General features: G+C 66.1%; 14 protein-coding genes. 3 read left to right on the forward strand and 11 right to left on the reverse strand.

The window, feature by feature from the left end; all coding sequences use genetic code 11:
• Positions 1–59: 59 nt before the first annotated feature.
• The 4 genes from VT03_RS09740 to VT03_RS09755 form a co-directional block, all read right to left on the reverse strand.
• The gene (locus tag VT03_RS09740) at positions 60–1,736 is read right to left on the reverse strand and encodes an SDR family NAD(P)-dependent oxidoreductase (RefSeq protein WP_075092800.1); all 1,677 of its coding nucleotides are present in this window, start codon (positions 1,734–1,736) and stop codon (positions 60–62) included.
• Positions 1,737–1,883: 147 nt separating this feature from the next.
• On the reverse strand, positions 1,884–4,031 hold the full coding sequence (locus tag VT03_RS09745) for a methyltransferase domain-containing protein (protein ID WP_075092801.1): 2,148 nt from the start codon (positions 4,029–4,031) through the stop codon (positions 1,884–1,886).
• Between the two features lie 41 nt (positions 4,032–4,072).
• Positions 4,073–5,299, reverse strand: a complete 1,227-nt coding sequence (locus VT03_RS09750; protein ID WP_075092802.1) for a radical SAM protein — start codon at positions 5,297–5,299, stop codon at positions 4,073–4,075.
• Between the two features lie 9 nt (positions 5,300–5,308).
• Entirely contained in the window at positions 5,309–6,274 is a 966-nt protein-coding gene (locus tag VT03_RS09755; protein WP_075092803.1) for a glycosyltransferase family 2 protein, read from the reverse strand.
• A 368-nt stretch (positions 6,275–6,642) separates the two neighbouring features.
• Here VT03_RS09755 and VT03_RS09760 point away from each other — a divergent pair, with 368 nt between their 5' ends.
• Complete coding sequence (locus tag VT03_RS09760) at positions 6,643–7,575, forward strand: lysylphosphatidylglycerol synthase domain-containing protein (protein ID WP_075092804.1); 933 nt, start codon at positions 6,643–6,645, stop codon at positions 7,573–7,575.
• 223 nt (positions 7,576–7,798) lie between these two features.
• Here the strand turns inward: VT03_RS09760 and VT03_RS09765 are convergent, their stop codons facing one another.
• From VT03_RS09765 to VT03_RS09785, 5 genes are all read right to left on the reverse strand, one after another.
• Positions 7,799–8,905, reverse strand: coding sequence for an aromatic ring-hydroxylating oxygenase subunit alpha (locus tag VT03_RS09765; RefSeq protein ID WP_075092805.1), 1,107 nt, complete (start codon positions 8,903–8,905; stop codon positions 7,799–7,801).
• A 109-nt stretch (positions 8,906–9,014) separates the two neighbouring features.
• Positions 9,015–9,776 carry an SDR family NAD(P)-dependent oxidoreductase gene (locus VT03_RS09770; protein WP_075092806.1) on the reverse strand — a complete coding sequence of 254 codons (762 nt, stop codon included), beginning with the start codon at positions 9,774–9,776 and terminating at the stop codon, positions 9,015–9,017.
• Complete coding sequence (locus VT03_RS09775; RefSeq protein ID WP_075092807.1) at positions 9,773–10,876, reverse strand: ketoacyl-ACP synthase III; 1,104 nt, start codon at positions 10,874–10,876, stop codon at positions 9,773–9,775. Before VT03_RS09775 ends, VT03_RS09770 begins: the two co-directional genes overlap by 4 nt.
• A gap of 118 nt (positions 10,877–10,994) precedes the next feature.
• Positions 10,995–11,228, reverse strand: coding sequence for a hypothetical protein (locus VT03_RS09780; protein WP_075092808.1), 234 nt, complete (start codon positions 11,226–11,228; stop codon positions 10,995–10,997).
• The gene (locus tag VT03_RS09785; RefSeq protein WP_156514377.1) at positions 11,225–11,956 is read right to left on the reverse strand and encodes a hypothetical protein; all 732 of its coding nucleotides are present in this window, start codon (positions 11,954–11,956) and stop codon (positions 11,225–11,227) included. Before VT03_RS09785 ends, VT03_RS09780 begins: the two co-directional genes overlap by 4 nt.
• A 246-nt stretch (positions 11,957–12,202) precedes the next feature.
• On the opposite strand from VT03_RS09785, the gene VT03_RS09790 reads away from it, so the two are divergent.
• Both VT03_RS09790 and VT03_RS09795 read left to right on the forward strand, forming a co-directional pair.
• Complete coding sequence (locus VT03_RS09790) at positions 12,203–13,369, forward strand: aromatic ring-hydroxylating oxygenase subunit alpha (protein ID WP_075092810.1); 1,167 nt, start codon at positions 12,203–12,205, stop codon at positions 13,367–13,369.
• Positions 13,370–13,392: 23 nt separating this feature from the next.
• A complete protein-coding gene (locus tag VT03_RS09795) occupies positions 13,393–14,415 on the forward strand; it encodes a 3-oxoacyl-ACP synthase III family protein (protein ID WP_075097036.1) in 1,023 nt (340 codons plus the stop codon).
• 1 nt (position 14,416) lies between these two features.
• Here VT03_RS09795 and VT03_RS09800 read toward each other — a convergent pair whose 3' ends face one another.
• Positions 14,417–15,316, reverse strand: coding sequence for a phosphate acyltransferase (locus tag VT03_RS09800; RefSeq protein ID WP_082846094.1), 900 nt, complete (start codon positions 15,314–15,316; stop codon positions 14,417–14,419).
• An 88-nt stretch (positions 15,317–15,404) separates the two neighbouring features.
• Positions 15,405–16,199 (reverse strand): enoyl-CoA hydratase, encoded by a 795-nt coding sequence (locus tag VT03_RS09805; RefSeq protein ID WP_075092811.1) that lies wholly within the window; start codon positions 16,197–16,199, stop codon positions 15,405–15,407.
• Positions 16,200–16,268: the final 69 nt, after the last annotated feature.

Genomic DNA, 16,268 nt, shown 5'->3' on the forward strand with positions numbered 1-16,268 from the left:
ATCGGGATCCGACAATCGGCATGCGAATCGGGGGGCGGAGGAACGGGGGGCGTCGCGTGCTATCGCCGGGCGGCGAAGAGCCAGCCCCACAATCTCAGGCGGAGGGAAACCGGCAGCCAGTCGGACAGGGTGACCAGGATCCGGGACTTCCAGCCCAGAAGCCGATGCCGCCGTTCTCTGCGGACCGTGTCGAGGATGTCCCGGGCCACCGCTTCGGGAGTGAGGAGCTCGGCGGAGTTCGCCCCGCGGACTCCCCCCGACGCCTGGAAGTTGGTTCGCGTCCCCGAGGGCGAATAGGTCACGACGAGGTTCGTCTCCCGGAGTTCCTCGGAGAACGCCAAGGACCAGTTCAGCAGGAACGCCTTCGAAGCGGCATAGACCGACATGCCGGGCAGGGGGTGATAGGCGACGCTGCTGGCGATGTTCACGATCACGCTCCCTTCGCGGGTGAGCTGTTCCTTCAGCAGATGTGTCAGGTGCATGGTCCCCAGTACGTTGATCCGGACCGTTCGCTCGGAAGCTTCCCACGGAAGATCGAAGAGCCCCCCGCGAATGCCGATCCCCGCGTTGTTGATGAGGCCCCCCAGGCAGAGCGGCTCGACGGCCTTGCGGAGCCGCTGGAGATCGGCCTCCTGCGTCAGGTCGGCGGCGATCACTTTGAGCCCGGGATCTTCCGACAGGCGATCGACGGCGCGGTCGACCGCCACGACCGGATGCCCCGCCTCACGCAACGCGGCCGTCAGCGCGAAGCCGATACCGCTGTTGGCGCCGGTCACGATCCACCAGCTCCCCTCGGGACGATGGCGCGCGGCCACGTCCCGCGCTCCCTCCTCCAGCCGGATCGGTCGCTCAGCCAGGAGGTCGCGCCGGAAATCCGGGTCGTCCGCCGCGAGGTAGTCCAGGAACAGATTGTTGACCGTGAGCGGGAGCCGGGAATGGAGCCGTCCCAGCACGCTGCGGAGGGAAGGAAACCGGAACTGGCGGGGGCGCCGGCCCCGCAGCGTCTCGTGCAGGAGCGACCAGACCTCGGCGAGCGAGCGGTTCTCCGTGACGGCGAAGTAGGTCTTCCCGCGAGCCGCTGGGGAGTTCAGGCAACGGACCAGCGCTGGGGCGAGATCCTCGACATGGATCAGCGGCACGCGCCCGGGAAAGCCGAGCCGCGCCGTCCACGGCTTGCGGCGGATCATGCGGGCCATGACGTTGAGGTGCGACCCGGCCCGCATCCCGCTTCCGTAGACCCAGCCGGGGCGGAGGATCGTATAGGGAAGCCCGCTGCGCTCCACGAGCTCTTCCGCGCCCCGCTTGGACCGGCCGTAGTCCGACGTCGGATGCGGCGCGGACTGGAGGGTGAGAGGCTGTCGGACGTCGTCGGCCGGCGCCCGATCGACCGCCCCCACCGTGCTGACGAGGATGAAGCCCCGCAGCGTGTCCGAAGTCCGGAGCCGCGACAGCATCGCTTCGACCGGCGCGACGTTGACGCCGTGGTAGTGAGTCCCCTGTCCGAAGCGGGCATCGGCGGCGATGTGGAAGACATATGCGACGCCGTCCAGAGCGTCGATCCAGCGGTCCGGCGTTTCGAGGTCCCCGGCGATGGGGCGGATCCGTCGATCGGTGGGCCCGGCAGCCGGTCCCCGGCTGAGCACGCGGATCTCGTCGTCTGCAGACAGCGCTTCGAGCAGTTGCGGCAGGAACGCCCGCCCGACGAACCCGGTCCCCCCGGTGACAAAGACAATCATGATGGGCGATATCCCGCCGCGATTCGGTCGCGCCTCGGGGCCGCGGAGGTGCAGACTCGGGGGCGTTCAAGGGAGGGCATGATCAGGTCGGGCACGAGAGAAGAGGGTGGGGGGCCGGATTTCCGATGGGGGGCCGCGGACGATTCCTCAGCGGGACACTGGGCGATAAAGGACGGTGTGGACGGAGGTCGGGGCTCCGGAGAGCCGTTCCATGGCAGCCCAGAGACCCCCGAGGAACGCCGCCGGCAGGAGCCAGAGTGCCGCCGCCAGATCGACGGCGAGCGTCGTCGCGCGGTTCCAGCCAAAGTCGGTCCGGCGCTTGAGGCGGTAGTAAATGTAGTTGTGCGGGAACGGTCCCAGATTGGCGAGGCTCTGAATGCATGCGAACAGGGTGTAGGCGAAGACTCGCTCTTCCCGCACCGGTTCGAATCCCCCCTGGGCCAGCAACAGGTCGAGCGACCGGTGGCTGAACTCGTGGCAATGCGCGCTCCGGTCGCGGAAGGCCCAGGCGGACCCGAGCCATCGGGCCAGCCGGCAGTCGGGATTCGGAACGCAGACGAGGAACACGGAGTTCGGTCCGCACCGCTCGCGGACGTCGCGGACGACCTGCGGGAGTTCCGCGCCGGGGATGTGCTCGAGAGCGTGCCACGACGTCACGAGATCGAAGGGCCCGGCGAGATCGGTGACGCGGGGCACGACCTGCAGGCCGAGGTCGACGGTCGCGAATCGCAGCGAGGCGGAGCTGACCTCGACCCCCGCCACGGACGAGAAGACTGATCTCGCGTGATTCAGGAACTTTCCGGTCCCCGATCCGAGATCGAGCAGGGCTCCCCGTCCCGGGGCGACGGCACTCGCCAGCGCCAGTTGTGACCGCGTCAGGCCGTCCGAGCGGTCGGCCGAAGAGCGATCGAGATGGCCGTTGTCGACGATGCCGTCGACCGCGAGGCCCGCGGTGTCGCGGTGACCGCATTGGGGGCAGACCAGATAGCCGTCGCTCACCGCGTCGCGCGGCGCCTGGCAGATCGAGCACCGCCGCGGCGCAGGAGCGGACGGAGCGCGGCGGGGCTTCGGTCCGCGGGCGATGATCACGACGTTCCAGCAGAGCGGGCCGAAGAAGGGGAAGACGGTGAGCAGAATCCGGTCGAGCCAGGCGAGCGGTCGATAGAGCCAGGCCCACTGGTCCGCTTCCTCGATCACTTTCTTCCAGTACCGTTCCTTGTTGGGGCTGCGGCGCTGTACGACCGCCATGAGGATGAAGATCGCGAGCGTCGTCAGCCAGAACCAGCGGATGTGCGACGATCCGAAGCGAGAGCGGATGCGGCGGATCTCCGCCAGCCGCAGCGGATGCTCGTCCTCGGTCCGGACGGCGGTCGCCATCCGGCGGTAGACGTTGATGACCGGGTTGTACGCGACCGGATCCCAGCTGACGAAGAGGCCGTCCGGCTTCAGGTGCGGGAGCAGGCGGTCGAGCGTCGTCTCGATGTCGACATGGTGCAGCGTGTTCCCGGTGTAGATCACGTCGAACGGCTCGATCCCGTCGAGCCCGAGATCCTCCGCGGCGGAGAGGGCCGTGCGGACCGTCACCTGGTTCGCCTCCGCGAGACGCCGCGTCGTGTCCAGCATGCCGGGGGAGATGTCGCTGGCGGTGACGTCCGCCCCCTCCATCGCGAAGTACACGCTCGCTTCGCCCAACCCGCAGCCGACGTCGAGCAGCCGGACTCCCCGGAGATTGCCGAGCTGGCCGCGGATGTAACGCATCTCCGGGGCGGTGCAGGCCTCGTTCATCTGCCGCACCGGAATGGCCTGGACATCGACCGTCGCCGCCCACTCGTCGTGAAACAGCTCTTCGGCCCGCTTTCGCGAGCCGGCGGCGTCGCGGACCTCCGCCAGCCAGCGTGCCAGCTGCGAGGGCTCGAACAGCCCGGACAGCTCCAGCACGCGGCGGAACTGCTCGTCGAAGGTCTCGCGGTTCTGCAGCTCGACCGGGTCGTCCGTTCCCCGCTCCCCGTCCCCGTCCCCTTGCCCGTCCGCGGTCTCTGTCGGCCGGCCCGGAGAGGTCTGGTCGCCGCGGGTGTAGAACTTCGCTCCGTCCGTCGTGACGATGCACTGCCCTGGAGCCGGACTGGGCCAGGAGACCTGAAACCGGGAGCCGGGATAGTCGAGCGACAGGGCCGAGGTCCACTCGGTCAACCGCCGCGCGTCCGCGGGGGCCACGGTCGACAGCTCCGTCGCCAGCCGCGCGCCCGCCGCCAGGAAGTGATGCACGGCGCTTTCGAACAGGATCTTCTTGGGCATGGGACGGAGGAATGGGCCGCGGCGATGGCCGAGCGAGGCGCTCAGGCGATGGCCGCGGAATCGGCGTCGGTACTCGTCAACGTCAGATGCTGGGGACTCGACGGCAGGGCGATGCGGTCCCGCGCCTCGGTGCGGATCCGTTCGGCCTTGGCGACCAGGTCGTCGTAGCTCACGGGCCACGGCTTCCTGGGGGGCGCGGCGAGAAACAGTTTGACCCGATCCCACTTCGCCGCGAGGTACCGCATCGAAATCGTCATCTCGGGATAGCTGCCGTACATGCAGCCGGAGCAGGCCCCGGTCACCTCGCGGACCCGCTCCCGGAAGACGCTGTCGCGGTAGACACGCGGAAAGTCTGCGGCGTATGTGAAGACCTTGGGGCCTGCCAGGCGGAGGTCGCAGCAGGGGGCGAAGGCTCCGTTGGGCAAGACCGCGAAATACAGGTTCGGACTGTCGCAGACGCCGCCGTTCTTCGTCCGCCACGTCGTCGGCTGGTCAGCGACGAACCGCAGGATGTCGTCGAGATACTGGTCGCTGTCGTACAGGAGGTAGCCCTCCCGCCGCATCGTCCGGACCCGCTCGACCAGGGCGTTCACGACCGGCAGTTCCTCCGGCCGCCACCGCTTGGACTGATCGAAAGTCCGGAAGCTCATCGGTTTGTCGAGCGTCGTCACGTGGATCGGGACGAGCGACGTGAGCCAGCCGATCTCCGTGCCGAAGCGGATCACGTCCTCGATGTCGCCGACGTTGTCCCGCTGGAGGACGCAGCCGAGCGATGCGAAGCTCTTCTCCCGCGGCAGGTGCTGCATGAACGACGCCATCGCCCGCAGCGCCGCGTACCAGGACTTGCGAAACCCGCCGTTGATGTCGTCCTGATTGCCGGGCCAGAGCGAGTCGAGCGAGATCGAGATGTCCCGTCCCCCCTTCTCGATGACCCGCTGGATCGTCTCGTCGCTCGCCAGGCCGTTCGTCTGCATCCGGACGTGGACGCCGCGGGACTCGAAGGCCTCGATGATCTCCGGAAGATCGGTCCGGGCGAACGGCTCCCCCCCCGTCAGGAGGACCATCGCCACCTTCATCGCCTGGAAGTTGTCGGCGATCCGCTTCACCTCATCGAGCGTGCATTCCCGCACGTCCGAGTTGGCGTAGATGATGTTGCACTGCTGGCACGTCAGGTTGCAGCGGGCCGTGATATAGAACTGCACGTAGACCGGGGCGTCCTGAAAGAGGGCGGCCTGGGCCAGCGTCGATTTGGAGAGAGTCGAGAACATGGTCGCCTGTCACCGTGACTTCAGATTCGAGGTGGTGGCGATCAGATACAGCGGGCGGTCCTTGTCCTGTTCGAAGATCCGCGAGATGTACTCTCCCATGATCCCCAGGATCAGGAACTGGACCCCGCCGATGAGCAGGACCACGAACAGCACGGCCGAAATTCCAGGGACGGTCCACGGCGTGAAAAGCCGCAGGCAGGCGACGAGGACCATCCCGAAGAGCGTGAGCGTCGTCATCCCCAGCCCGAGATAGGTCGAGATCCGCAGCGGCAGGTTCGAGAACGAGAGGATGGCGTCGGTCGCGAAGCGGACCATCTTGAACAGCGGGTACTTCGTCGTCCCCGCGTGCCGCTCTTGCCGATCGTATACGTACGGCGCGCTCTTGAATCCGACCCACGCCACCATGCCGCGAATGAAACGGTGCGTCTCCCGCATCTGGCGCACGGCCAGGACGACGGAGCGACTCATGAGCCGGAAGTCCCCCGCGTCTGCCGGGATGTCGACGCGGCAGATCCGCCGCAGCATCCGGTAGAAGATCGCGGCGGTCGCCTTCTTGAACAGGGTTTCGCCCGACCGGCTTCGCCGCTTGCCGTAGACGAGGTCATGCCCTTCGAGGGCCAGCGCCAGCATGTCCGGAATGACTTCCGGGGGATCCTGCAGGTCGGCGTCGATGATGCAGACGAAGTCGCCATCAGCGTGATCGATCCCCGCGGTCACCGCTGCCTGGTGACCGAAGTTGCGGCTGAACTGCACGACTTTCACGTGGCAATGCGCCGCCGCCGCCTCTTCGAGAAGCACGCCGGTCCGGTCGACCGATCCGTCGTTCACGAACAGCAGCTCAAGGCGGCAGTTCGGCATGCGGGACTGGATCGCCAGGACCCGCTGCAACAGCGCCGGCAGACAGTCTTCTTCATTGAAGACGGGAATGACGACCGTCAAGGTCGTTTCGTCGCCCGTCGAAGCAGCTTCCCGCATGGCTGTGAACGTTTCGAAGACCTTGCCGGCCGTCTCGGGCCGGCTCCGTGCCGTTCTTTCCGTGGGTCAGACAATGCTTCACCGCCATTAATATCTCGCCAATGCCGTGCAAAGATTCCGGCCGCTCGCAGCGTGTCATTCCGCTCCGATCCGCCGGCTGGCGAGGGCCGCGGAATCGACTTGTCGCGGACCGGTCTTGTCGCCGGAACGTTCGACTTCGGCCGCCGGGCGCGCTGCTTGACTTCGCGATGATCGACCGATCAGACTGCCGCCCCCGTGCCCCCCGCCCCGTCCCCTTTGACGCCGGTCTCGGGCGCGACCGCAGGCTCGGAGGCCCGTCGCGGCCCACCTGAGAGGATGCCGAACCGATGACGCGATCGCTGACGTTCGCGGCGGGGTTGGCGGTCGTGGGCGTCGCTCTCTACCTGAACCGCGGGGCGCTGGAGCAGGTCTGGACGCGGGGCGCCGACTGGGGGGACCTCGCCTGTGGCACGGTCCTGCTCTTCTTCGAACTGGCAGTGGCGTCCTTCCGCTGGCGAACGGTCCTTCAGAGCGCCGGCGTGTCGCTGGCCTATCTCGACACCGTTCGTCTCGTGGTCTTCGCACGGGCGTCGCAGCTGCTTCTGCCGCTGCCGTCGGGGAACGACCTGGCCCTCCTGGGGCTCGTCGCGTCGACGGTCCCCGATCGAACGGCCGCGATGGGGTCGGTGCTGATCGATCGGCTGATCGGCGTGACCGGGCTGTTCACCGTGGCGGCTCTGATGGGGACGCTCAATCGGGTCGTCCTTCGAGAGCCGAACCTCCTGCTCGGTCGCCTCCACCTGCTGGCGATCGCGTTCGCCGTCGGGCTCTGGATCCTGCTCGGGATTCTTCTCAGGTCGTCCGTCAGGGACGCGGCGATTCGCCTCGTCCCGACCGAGCGGGCGAAGCGGATCGCGCTCGAACTCTCACGCGGCCTGCAGGGGCTGGCGGCGCGGCCCTCCGTATTCCTGACGACGATGGGTCTGTCGTTGGTGACGCACCTGCTCGCGATTTCGGCCTTCTTCTTTGCCTGCCGGGCGCTGCGGCTTGTCCAGGGCGAAGGGGGATGGCTGCAGCTCTTCGTCGTCGTGCCGTTCATCCTCATCACGACGGTCCTGCCGATTCCGGTCGGGGCCATGGTGGCGACGCTGAGCGTCAGCGACCAGCTGTTCCGCCTGATGGGGATCGAGGGCGGCGCCCTTGCGTTCCTGAGCTACAACGCGATCGTCATCCTGGCCGTCTACGTGGCCCTTCCGTTCGTGCTGCGACGGGCCCGCTGACGGTCGCCATCACGGCTCCCCTGGCTTCGAACCGCGTCCTTGCCGGCACGATGTCCGTTGCGCAAACCCGACGTGCCACGGCCGCTCGGAGCCAGGCTACCCCTCTGGCCCTGTGCCTGGAGCTGGACCTGGGCCGGCGTGCCGGGTGCGATCCGCGTGCCTCCGTGGTTCAAGAGCCATCGGATTGAAGCTGCGGCACAACAGGCTCTGCGGCTCAGGAGCTTCACGCACGGTTGCCGAGGTCGGGACTGTGCCGGATGAGCGCCTCGTGGAAGACACGGATTCGACCTTCGTTGATCCCCAGCGTCGCCCGGCGGCAGGCATGCCGAAGCCCCTGCTGCGCAAGCTCAGACGCGACCCGATCCTCACTCAGGATCGTCCGGTTGGAGTCCACGATCGAATCGGCCACGGAACGCGCGACCGCCCCGTCGACCGGCATATCCGGGAGGACGTTCGCGAGGAGCATCTGGTAGCGGAGCACCGATCGGGTCGCCGTGACCGGTTCATAGGTCTGGAGGCTCATCAGGCTCCCGCGCGTCAAGCCGATGGCCAGATTCGGAAAGATCGAGAAGTGATCGTAGTTCTCGAATCGGGGCGAGCGATGGAGCTTCAGTCGGCGGGCCGCCTTGTCCCACCATTGGCAGACCTCGTCGCGGAGCAGGGAGATCGTGGAGGTGTGATCTCCCTGGCGCTCGTGATGCAGCGTGGCCGCGAGCAACGGTTGAAACGAATCGTGGTGGACGGTCGCCACATGGTAGGCCTCCAGCACGCTCTCCACTCCGATCTTCCAGTTCGTCTCCCAGGGGATCGACTGCTCGTCGATGGGGGCGGTCTGTCCGAAGTGCTCGCTCAGGTGCGACAACAGTTCCGCGTACGATCCCAGGTGCTCCGACAGGCTGTTTCCATCAGGCGAGAGCCGGACAAAGAGAAACTCGCCGCACGGCTCCAGTTCAAACCGGCGAAGGGCCCGCTCGACCTTCTGTTCCTCCGAAAAGCCGAAGTGCTCGCGGTTGCCTGGAATCCCGACCGGCACGCCCCGCGCATCGTAGGTCCACCCGTGATAAGGACACTGCAGCGGACCGCAACCGGAATCCGCGGTGCGGATCCGACTGTGGCGATGAGAACAGACATTGTGCAGCGCCCGCAGCTCGCCGTGGAAGTTCTGGATCACGATCGGCACTCCGCCGATCGTCCGAGCCAGATAATCCTGGTGCCCGGAAACCTGCCGCTTCAGACCGACAAAGATCCATTGCTTCCGAAAGATGTCTTCCATCTCCCGAGCGTGGAGCGACTCATCGAAATAGCAGTCCGGCGGCAGGCCGGCCGTCACGCTGCGATCGCTCCCACCGACCCCCTCCGGAACGCCGGGAGAATCGTCCGATGCCGCAGTCGATGGATCAGGTGTCATGGGGAGCCGGGAGAACGAGCCGGGAAGGGACTCACGGTGCCGTCAGGCCGCCATCGACGACGAGCGTCGTTCCGGTGATCCATCGCCCCGTCCCCGCCAGCAGGAACACGATCGCGTTCGCGACGTCCTCCGGCTCGCCCAGGCCGAGGGGGTGGACCGCCTCGTAGCGCTGTCGTTGTTCCTCGGAGACCGATTGCCGATAGCGCTCGAACATCTCGGTCCGCACGAGAGCCGGGGCGACGCAGTTGACCCGGATCTTCTTCGGAACGAGTTCCATCGCCAGGGCCCGGGCCAGGGAGATGACGGCCCCCTTGCTGGCGGCATACACGGAGTTGCCCGGAACGCCCGCCAGAGCGGCGGTCGACGCTAGGAGCACCACGCTCGATCCCGCGGGATTGAAACACCCCGCCTGCTGGAATCCGCGGATCAGCATCCCGGCCGCATGGACATTGATGTCCATGTGCTTGTCAAACAGCCGCGAGTCCATGACGCGGATCGGGACGGTGATCTGATTGCCCGCGCTATGCACCAATCCGTCGAGCGGACCGGACTCCGCGACGACGGTGTGCATCCAGGCCGGAATCGAGTCCGCCTGGCGCAGATCGGTTTCGAAAACGAGATGTCCCGTCCCCTCCATGGCGGAGAGTGTTTCGTCCAGTCTCGTCCGGTCGCGCCCCACGAGGACGACGCGACCGCCGACCCGGCTGAGGAGGATCGCCGCCGCCCGTCCGATCCCCGACGAAGCGCCGGTCACAAGGACGGTCCGCCCCGCCATCCCCATCGGATTTGTCATTGCGGCACCGAATACAGCGGTTCCTGAATCACGGATTCGTCCACCTCCACGATGGGCGGGACGACAACGTTTGCGGTCTTGAGCGACGCGGCCCCCCAGGAGAGGCCGACGCCGAACCCCGCCAGGATCAGGTTCAGCGGTTCCTGCGACAACCGTTCTCCCAGCGTCGCCGTCAACGCCAGCGGAATCGAGGCGGACGAGGTGTTTCCGTAGTCTTTCAGGATCAGGGGGACCTTCTCCGCCGGAAGAGCCATGTTCTTCATCAGGTGCTTCAGCATGAATTCATTGGCCTGATGAAACACGAAGGCATCGACCTCGTTGCGAGAGACCTGCGCCGCCTGTTCGATCCCGGAGAGCAGTTGCGGAACACGATTCAGGGTGAACAGGAAGATTTCCGACCCGTTCATGTACAGGTCGTTGAGGGATCGCGGGTTCCCGTCGTCGTAGGTTCGCACGACGTCGTTCTGGACTCCCGGCAGAAGTCGCGTCCCGCCGGCCGGAACGATCAGGTGCTTTCCGCCGGATCCATCGGTTCCCAGGTCAAATGTCCAGGAGGTCTCCCGGTCCTCGGTCGGTTCCAGAGCGGTGACGGTCCCGGCGTCGCCAAAGAGCATGACGGCGGATCGATCCCGCGGACCGATTCGCCGGGAGGCGACTTCGCCCACGGCCAGCAGGCAGCGGCGACTGGCTCCGGATGCCACCAGATGCGAAGCGACCCACAGGCCGTAGATGTAGCCGGAGCAGCCGAGATTCAGGTCGAGCGCGGCGCACGTCGTGGGAAGCCGCAGACGGTCCTGCAGCAGGCAGCTCGTTGCCGGAAGCACGTAGTCCGCCGTCTGGGAGACGAACACCAGAGAGTCGACGGAGTCGCGTTCCCAGCCGAGATCGTCAAGCAGCCGTTCCCCGGCGGCGAAGCACAGATCCGAGGTGCACATCCCGTCGGGAGCGACCCGGCGGCGCTGCACGCCGGTGGCTCGAATCACCTTGGCGATCTCCGCGGCCCCGAAAACCGCTTCGTAGTCCGAGGTCGGTACGATGCGCTGTGGAACGGCGGATGCCAATCCCGCCATCCGCACTCCGCGAATCCGACTGACGCTCATTTCATTGTTCTTTACGGGGACCGGGGAAAGTCCGTCTCTGCGACGGTTCGTCGAAGGATCGCCGGTCTCGAGGAGTCGCGCAGCCTGATTTGCGGCTTCCGGTGAGGCGCTCCACAAGTCAATCTGCGAGATGATCCGAAACGAGCTTCATCAGGTCGTCGACGGTCTTGCAGGCGGCCAACTGCGGCCCCGCGACACGTTGACTGAACTCACTGTCGACCAGCGCGATAAAGCCCATCAGGGTCAGCGAATCCCACGCTTCCATCTGCTCCAGAACTTCGTCCGGACGGGTCGTTCCGGGGGGCCGTTCCATCAGGGAGTCCAGCTTCAACAAAAAAACTTTGCGAGTCATAAACCGTTGAAACTCCTGGACTTCCACGCCCGCAACCGGGCCGCTTCAAAGCACTGTCGATCGCAGCCAAGGTATCGGAGCATTTCCCCGGTCGCAACGGCCCCCGATGTTGAAATCTCTGTGAAGACGGGCCCGCTGGCCGTCTCGACGCGGTAGAGCGGCACGTCTCCCAGGATGCGATATCCCAGCGTCCGGGTCGACTCCATGGCCAGGTCATTCGTGACGAGGACCTTCGAATACATCGTCGACAGATCGAGGTGTTCGAAGTCCCAGGCCATGCATGCAAAGTTGACGAAGTGCATGAAATTCATCCCGCCCCCGCGCTCTCCGCGAACAATGCCGTCGCTCATGTTTCCACGTCGGCCGAGATCGACGAACCCGGTCCGGCCGATGAGGCGGTCATCGCCGACATACACCAGGCGGTTGAGGCGGCGGTCATCGCCCAGCGCGTGCTCCAGCCATTGCCGAGTCCCCTCCAGCGTGACCTGCCGCTGATCGAGCCAGCCCGTTCGGATCTGGTTTCTCCATCGGACGAACGTCTCCACGAGTGGCTCGCGGTCCGGCCGCGTTGCGGTCAGGGTCAGGACTCGTCCCAGCGGGCGATCGTCAAAGTCGAGAACGGGAATGTCCGCGGCCGCCTCGCCGGATTTCAGTTTTCGCACCCGTTCCAACTGCCAGGGCTCCGGCGCTCCCAGGGACTCCGGATCGAAACCCAAAAAGCCGCTCACGGATCCTCCGGCAAGACAACAGGGGCCATCGAACGACCGCTCGCTCGCAGACGGCAGAGTTAACTCCGCTCTGTTAAGGAATGGCGAGGGGGAACGCCTGCCGGGAATCGTTCTCTTCGAACGGAGAACTTCCCCGCGAATGTCCGGATGGGAATGGAGACCTCTTCATTTCGCCTTTACAGAACCCCGTCATCGTTTCGAGACGGTGACCGCGACCTGACGCCCGGCGATTGAAGAAACGTTCCTATGTTCGTGAACTCCGGCAGCCTGCCGCATCTGTTGCCTCCGGCCGCGTACACCGACGCCGATTGGTTCGCCAGGGAGCGGGCGGAGATCTTCGAACGGCAGTGGCAGCCCTTCTGTCTCGCCGACCAGGTGGCCAAGGATGGCGCGCAGTTCGCCGGGGAAGTGCTCGGGGTCCCGGTCGTGGTCTTCAACCGCGGCGGCCGGCTGTACGCGCTGAAGAACGTTTGCGCGCATCGGCACTCACAGATTGTTCCGGGCGGGGCGCAGTGCGGGTCGACTTTGCGGTGCCAGATTCACGGCTGGGAGTACGACGAGTCGGGCAGCCTCGCCAAGATGACCGATGGCCGGTCGTTCAAGGGCTTTAAAGTGGGGGGGACGTGCCTCGCTTCCTACCGCGCCCAGCAGGCGGGCCCTCTGGTGTTCGTGAATCTCGATTCCCGGGCCCCATCCTTCGAGGAGTCATTGGGAGGCTTCGCGGAGGAGTTCGGCCGGTTCTATCAGGACTTGCGGCACATCAGCACCTGGCAGATGGAGACGCCCGTCAACTGGAAAGTCATCGTCGAGAACGCCGTCGAGAGCTATCACGTCCCGATGGTGCATCCCAACACGTTTCAGGACTATCGCCCGGAAGAGCTGCACGATCACCACCTGGCTCCGACGTACTCGCGCTACGGGGACTTGCTCCCCTATGAAAGCGAGAAAGGGCTGGAGTCGCTCGGGTTTCGGGTCTATACACGGCTCCTGATTCGGCAGCCGACGTTCAAACGCTTTACGCACGTGCACGTCTATCCGAATCACCTGCTCTACTTCGGCGATATCTTCCGCGCGTTCAACTCCGTGGAGCCGCTCGGTCCCGAGCGCAGCCGAATCACGTTTTACAACTTCGTGCCCAGAAGGATTCACTGGGGACTTGCCGGCCGGATGCTCCAGGACCTGTCGATGGTGGTCTTTCTGAAAATGGGGCGGCGCATTCTGCAAGAGGACGTGGACCGCTGGCCGCCCGTGCAGAAGGGGCTGCGTCACGCCACGTCGCCCGGCGTGCTCAGCTGTCGTGAAGAACGCGTGTTCGGCATTCAGCGGTACGTCGCAGAGCAACTGGGAATGCCGGTCCCGTCGCTGGAACCGGAACGGTCGCCGTCGGATCAGTCCCCGGTCGCGATGCGATGAACAGAAACACGGACGACAGACAGATGGTCTACCTCGGTGCCTTGGCCTGCCACGTTCCGGACCACAGGGAGGATGTCTCCGCGCTGTGTGACGAGAATCCCGGATGGAATGCCGAGACCATCGTCCGGAAGACAGGGATCCGCCGCCGCGCGCTGGCCAGACCTGAGGAGACGGCAGCCGACCTCGGCTATTTCGCGGCGGAGCGGTTGTTCGCGAGCGGAGCCATTGAACGGCCGGCCATCGACGGCCTGATCTTCAACAGCCATTCTCCCGACTACTGGATGCCGGCGACCGCCTGCCTGCTTCAGCACCGGCTCGGACTGCCGACGACCTGTGCCGCATTGGACCTGGCCCTTGGATGCAGCGGGTTCACGTATTCCCTGTGGCTCGCCAAATCGCTGGTGGAATCCGGCGCCCGGCGGAACGTCCTTGTGATTTCGGCCGAGACCTTTTCCCGCTTCTGCGATCGGAGTGATCTGTCGACCGTAACGCTGTTCGGCGACGGGGCTGGAGCGGCGCTGGTGACCCGCGAACCGTCCGGAGCGCTGGCGAGGATCGGCGGTACGGTTCTGGGGACCGACGGCGCTGGAGCCGAGCATCTGATCGTGAAGGGTGGTGCCGCGCGGTCCGCGACCCAGGCGGGGGGGGAAGGCGAGTCGAGCCGTCCGCGGGTCTGGATGAACGGTCCGGAAGTCTTCTCGTTCACCATCGCAACCGTCCGCAACTGCCTTCAGGAGCTCGTGGCGCGGGAAGAAATTCGTTGGGACGAAGTGCGACACTTCCTGCTGCATCAGGCCAGCGGATTCATGCTGGACAAGCTGCGGACGCAGCTCGGGCTGACTGAGCAGCAGTGTCCGATCGACATGGAAGATGTGGGAAACACGGCGAACGCATCGCTCCCGATTCTCATTGATCGCTTGAGACGACGAGGACGTTTCCGATCAGGCGATCACATGGTCCTGGCGGGATTCGGCGTGGGTCTGTCCTGGGCGATGACGCATCTGGAATGGCTCGAAAATGGCGAGAGCGTTCCGGAGCGAGAGTGATTCAGTCGCAGGCCCTCAACGCATAGGCGAGCGACCGGAGGCGGGTTTCGACGTCGTCGGCGCGGGACATGAACACGATGGGGCAGGCGGCGCCGCAGAGGATCCCCCCGAAGCGGCAGTCGGCGGTGTACATGATCCCTTTCACCGTCAGGTTGGCCGAGAGGAGGTCGGGGAACAGCAGGACATCCGCCCCGCCGGTCACCTCGCCGCCGACTTTCTTCCGGCTGGCTGCGGTCGTTGAGTAGGCGAGGTCGAACGAGAGAGGGCCCTCGACCACGCAGTCGCCGAACTCGCCCGCTCCGCCGAGACGGGCGAGCTCCACCGCTTCCTGGGTATCCGGCAGGGCGGGCGTCGGCTTCTCGGTGGCGGACATGACCGCGACTCGCGGCGACGCGCAGCCGAGGCTGCGGGCGATTGTGGTTGAACTCCGGAGAAGGTCCTGCTTCTGCTCGAGCGTCGGGGCGGTCGTGACGCCGGTGTCGGTCATCAGGAACCGCCGGCCGTCGCGGGGGATCTCCATCAGGACGACCTGGCCGATGACCCGGCCGGTCCGCAGCCCCGCGGTCTTGTCGAGGACCGCTTTCATGAGGTCGGGGGTCGAGATCTGGCCCTTCATGAGGATCCGGGCCCGCCCCTCACGGATCTCCCGGACCGCGCCGACGGCGGGGTTCTCGTCGCCGCTGATGACAGTCCAGGTCGAGGTGTCCCGCCCGACTGACGCGGCGACCTGATCGATCTCGTCGCGAGGGCCCGAGAGAACCGGGCGGACCCAGCCTCGCTCTGCCGCGATGGCCAGGGCTTCGATCACGGTCGGGTCGGCGCCGCCGGCGGCTGCGACGGGGACCTGCGGTCGCTTTTCGTCGGCGGTCCGGAAGAGCTCGTCAAAACCGGGCAGGGACATCGGTTCGCTTTCGTTTCCGCGGGGAATGCAAAGAGGAAGAGGCTCGGTCGGAGTGCCAGGGCGTCTTCAGGCCGGACTCTCCTTGCCACTACCGGTTTTTCCAGTCCGGCGTGCGCTTCTGCAGGAAGGCGGCCATCCCTTCCTGGGCGTCGTGGGTCATGGCGTTGCCGGTCATGACGTCGACCGCGCGCTGGTAGGCCTCAGACTCGGAGAGGGCGTATTGATCGTGGAACGCGGTCTTGCCGATCTCCACCGTGAGGCGGCTGGTGGCGAGGATGGGGCGGGTGAGTTCTTCGATGGCGGTGTCGAGCTGGTCGGCCGGGACGACGCGGTTGACCATCCCGAGTTCGTGAGCCCGGCGGGCGGTGATCGGGATGCCGGTGAGGAGCATTTCCATCGCCACTTTGGCAGGGAGGCTGCGGACGATGGGGACCATTGGTGTGGTGCAGAAGAGGCCGATCTTGACTCCGGGGGTGGCGAAGACCGCTTCTTCGACGGCGACGATGAGGTCGCAGGCGGCGGCGAGCTGGCAGCCCGCCGCGGTGGCGACGCCCTGGACGCGGGCGATGACCGGTTGGGGGATCTGGCGGAGGCGGAGCATCATTCGGCTGCAGGCTTCGAAGATGCTGTGGTATTCCGCTTCGTTGCGTCCGGTCATCTCGCCGAGGTCGTGGCCGGAGCAGAAGACGGGTCCGGCGGCGGCGAGGATGACGACTCGGGATTCGGGATCGGCGGCTGTCTTTTCGAGGGCGGCGTCGAGGGCGGCGATGAGTTCGCGGGAGAGGGCGTTGCGTCGGGCGGGGCGGTTGAGGGTGAGGCGGGTGATGCCGCCGGCAGTTTCGACGAGGAGAGGGGATTCGGTGGAGAGGGGAGCAGCGGACATGCTGGCAGGATCCGAGGAGACGCAACGAGGGGACCGAGAGAGAAAGCGTATCCGCTCGAATCGTGCCTC

Source organism: Planctomyces sp. SH-PL14 (genome assembly GCF_001610835.1).
GTDB lineage: Bacteria > Planctomycetota > Planctomycetia > Planctomycetales > Planctomycetaceae > Planctomyces_A.

Excerpts from the sequence above, each read along its gene's own strand:
- VT03_RS09770 (WP_075092806.1), bottom strand. The coding sequence starts at position 9,776 with ATGACAAATCCGATGGGGATGGCGGGGCGGACCGTCCTTGTGACCGGC.
- VT03_RS09775 (WP_075092807.1), bottom strand. The coding sequence starts at position 10,876 with ATGAGCGTCAGTCGGATTCGCGGAGTGCGGATGGCGGGATTGGCATCC.
- VT03_RS09760 (WP_075092804.1), top strand. The coding sequence starts at position 6,643 with ATGACGCGATCGCTGACGTTCGCGGCGGGGTTGGCGGTCGTGGGCGTC.
- VT03_RS09745 (WP_075092801.1), bottom strand. The coding sequence starts at position 4,031 with ATGCCCAAGAAGATCCTGTTCGAAAGCGCCGTGCATCACTTCCTGGCG.
- VT03_RS09800 (WP_082846094.1), bottom strand. The coding sequence starts at position 15,316 with ATGTCCCTGCCCGGTTTTGACGAGCTCTTCCGGACCGCCGACGAAAAG.
- VT03_RS09755 (WP_075092803.1), bottom strand. The coding sequence starts at position 6,274 with ATGCGGGAAGCTGCTTCGACGGGCGACGAAACGACCTTGACGGTCGTC.
- VT03_RS09790 (WP_075092810.1), top strand. The coding sequence starts at position 12,203 with ATGTTCGTGAACTCCGGCAGCCTGCCGCATCTGTTGCCTCCGGCCGCG.
- VT03_RS09750 (WP_075092802.1), bottom strand. The coding sequence starts at position 5,299 with ATGTTCTCGACTCTCTCCAAATCGACGCTGGCCCAGGCCGCCCTCTTT.
- VT03_RS09805 (WP_075092811.1), bottom strand. The coding sequence starts at position 16,199 with ATGTCCGCTGCTCCCCTCTCCACCGAATCCCCTCTCCTCGTCGAAACT.
- VT03_RS09780 (WP_075092808.1), bottom strand. The coding sequence starts at position 11,228 with ATGACTCGCAAAGTTTTTTTGTTGAAGCTGGACTCCCTGATGGAACGG.
- VT03_RS09795 (WP_075097036.1), top strand. The coding sequence starts at position 13,393 with ATGGTCTACCTCGGTGCCTTGGCCTGCCACGTTCCGGACCACAGGGAG.
- VT03_RS09740 (WP_075092800.1), bottom strand. The coding sequence starts at position 1,736 with ATGATTGTCTTTGTCACCGGGGGGACCGGGTTCGTCGGGCGGGCGTTC.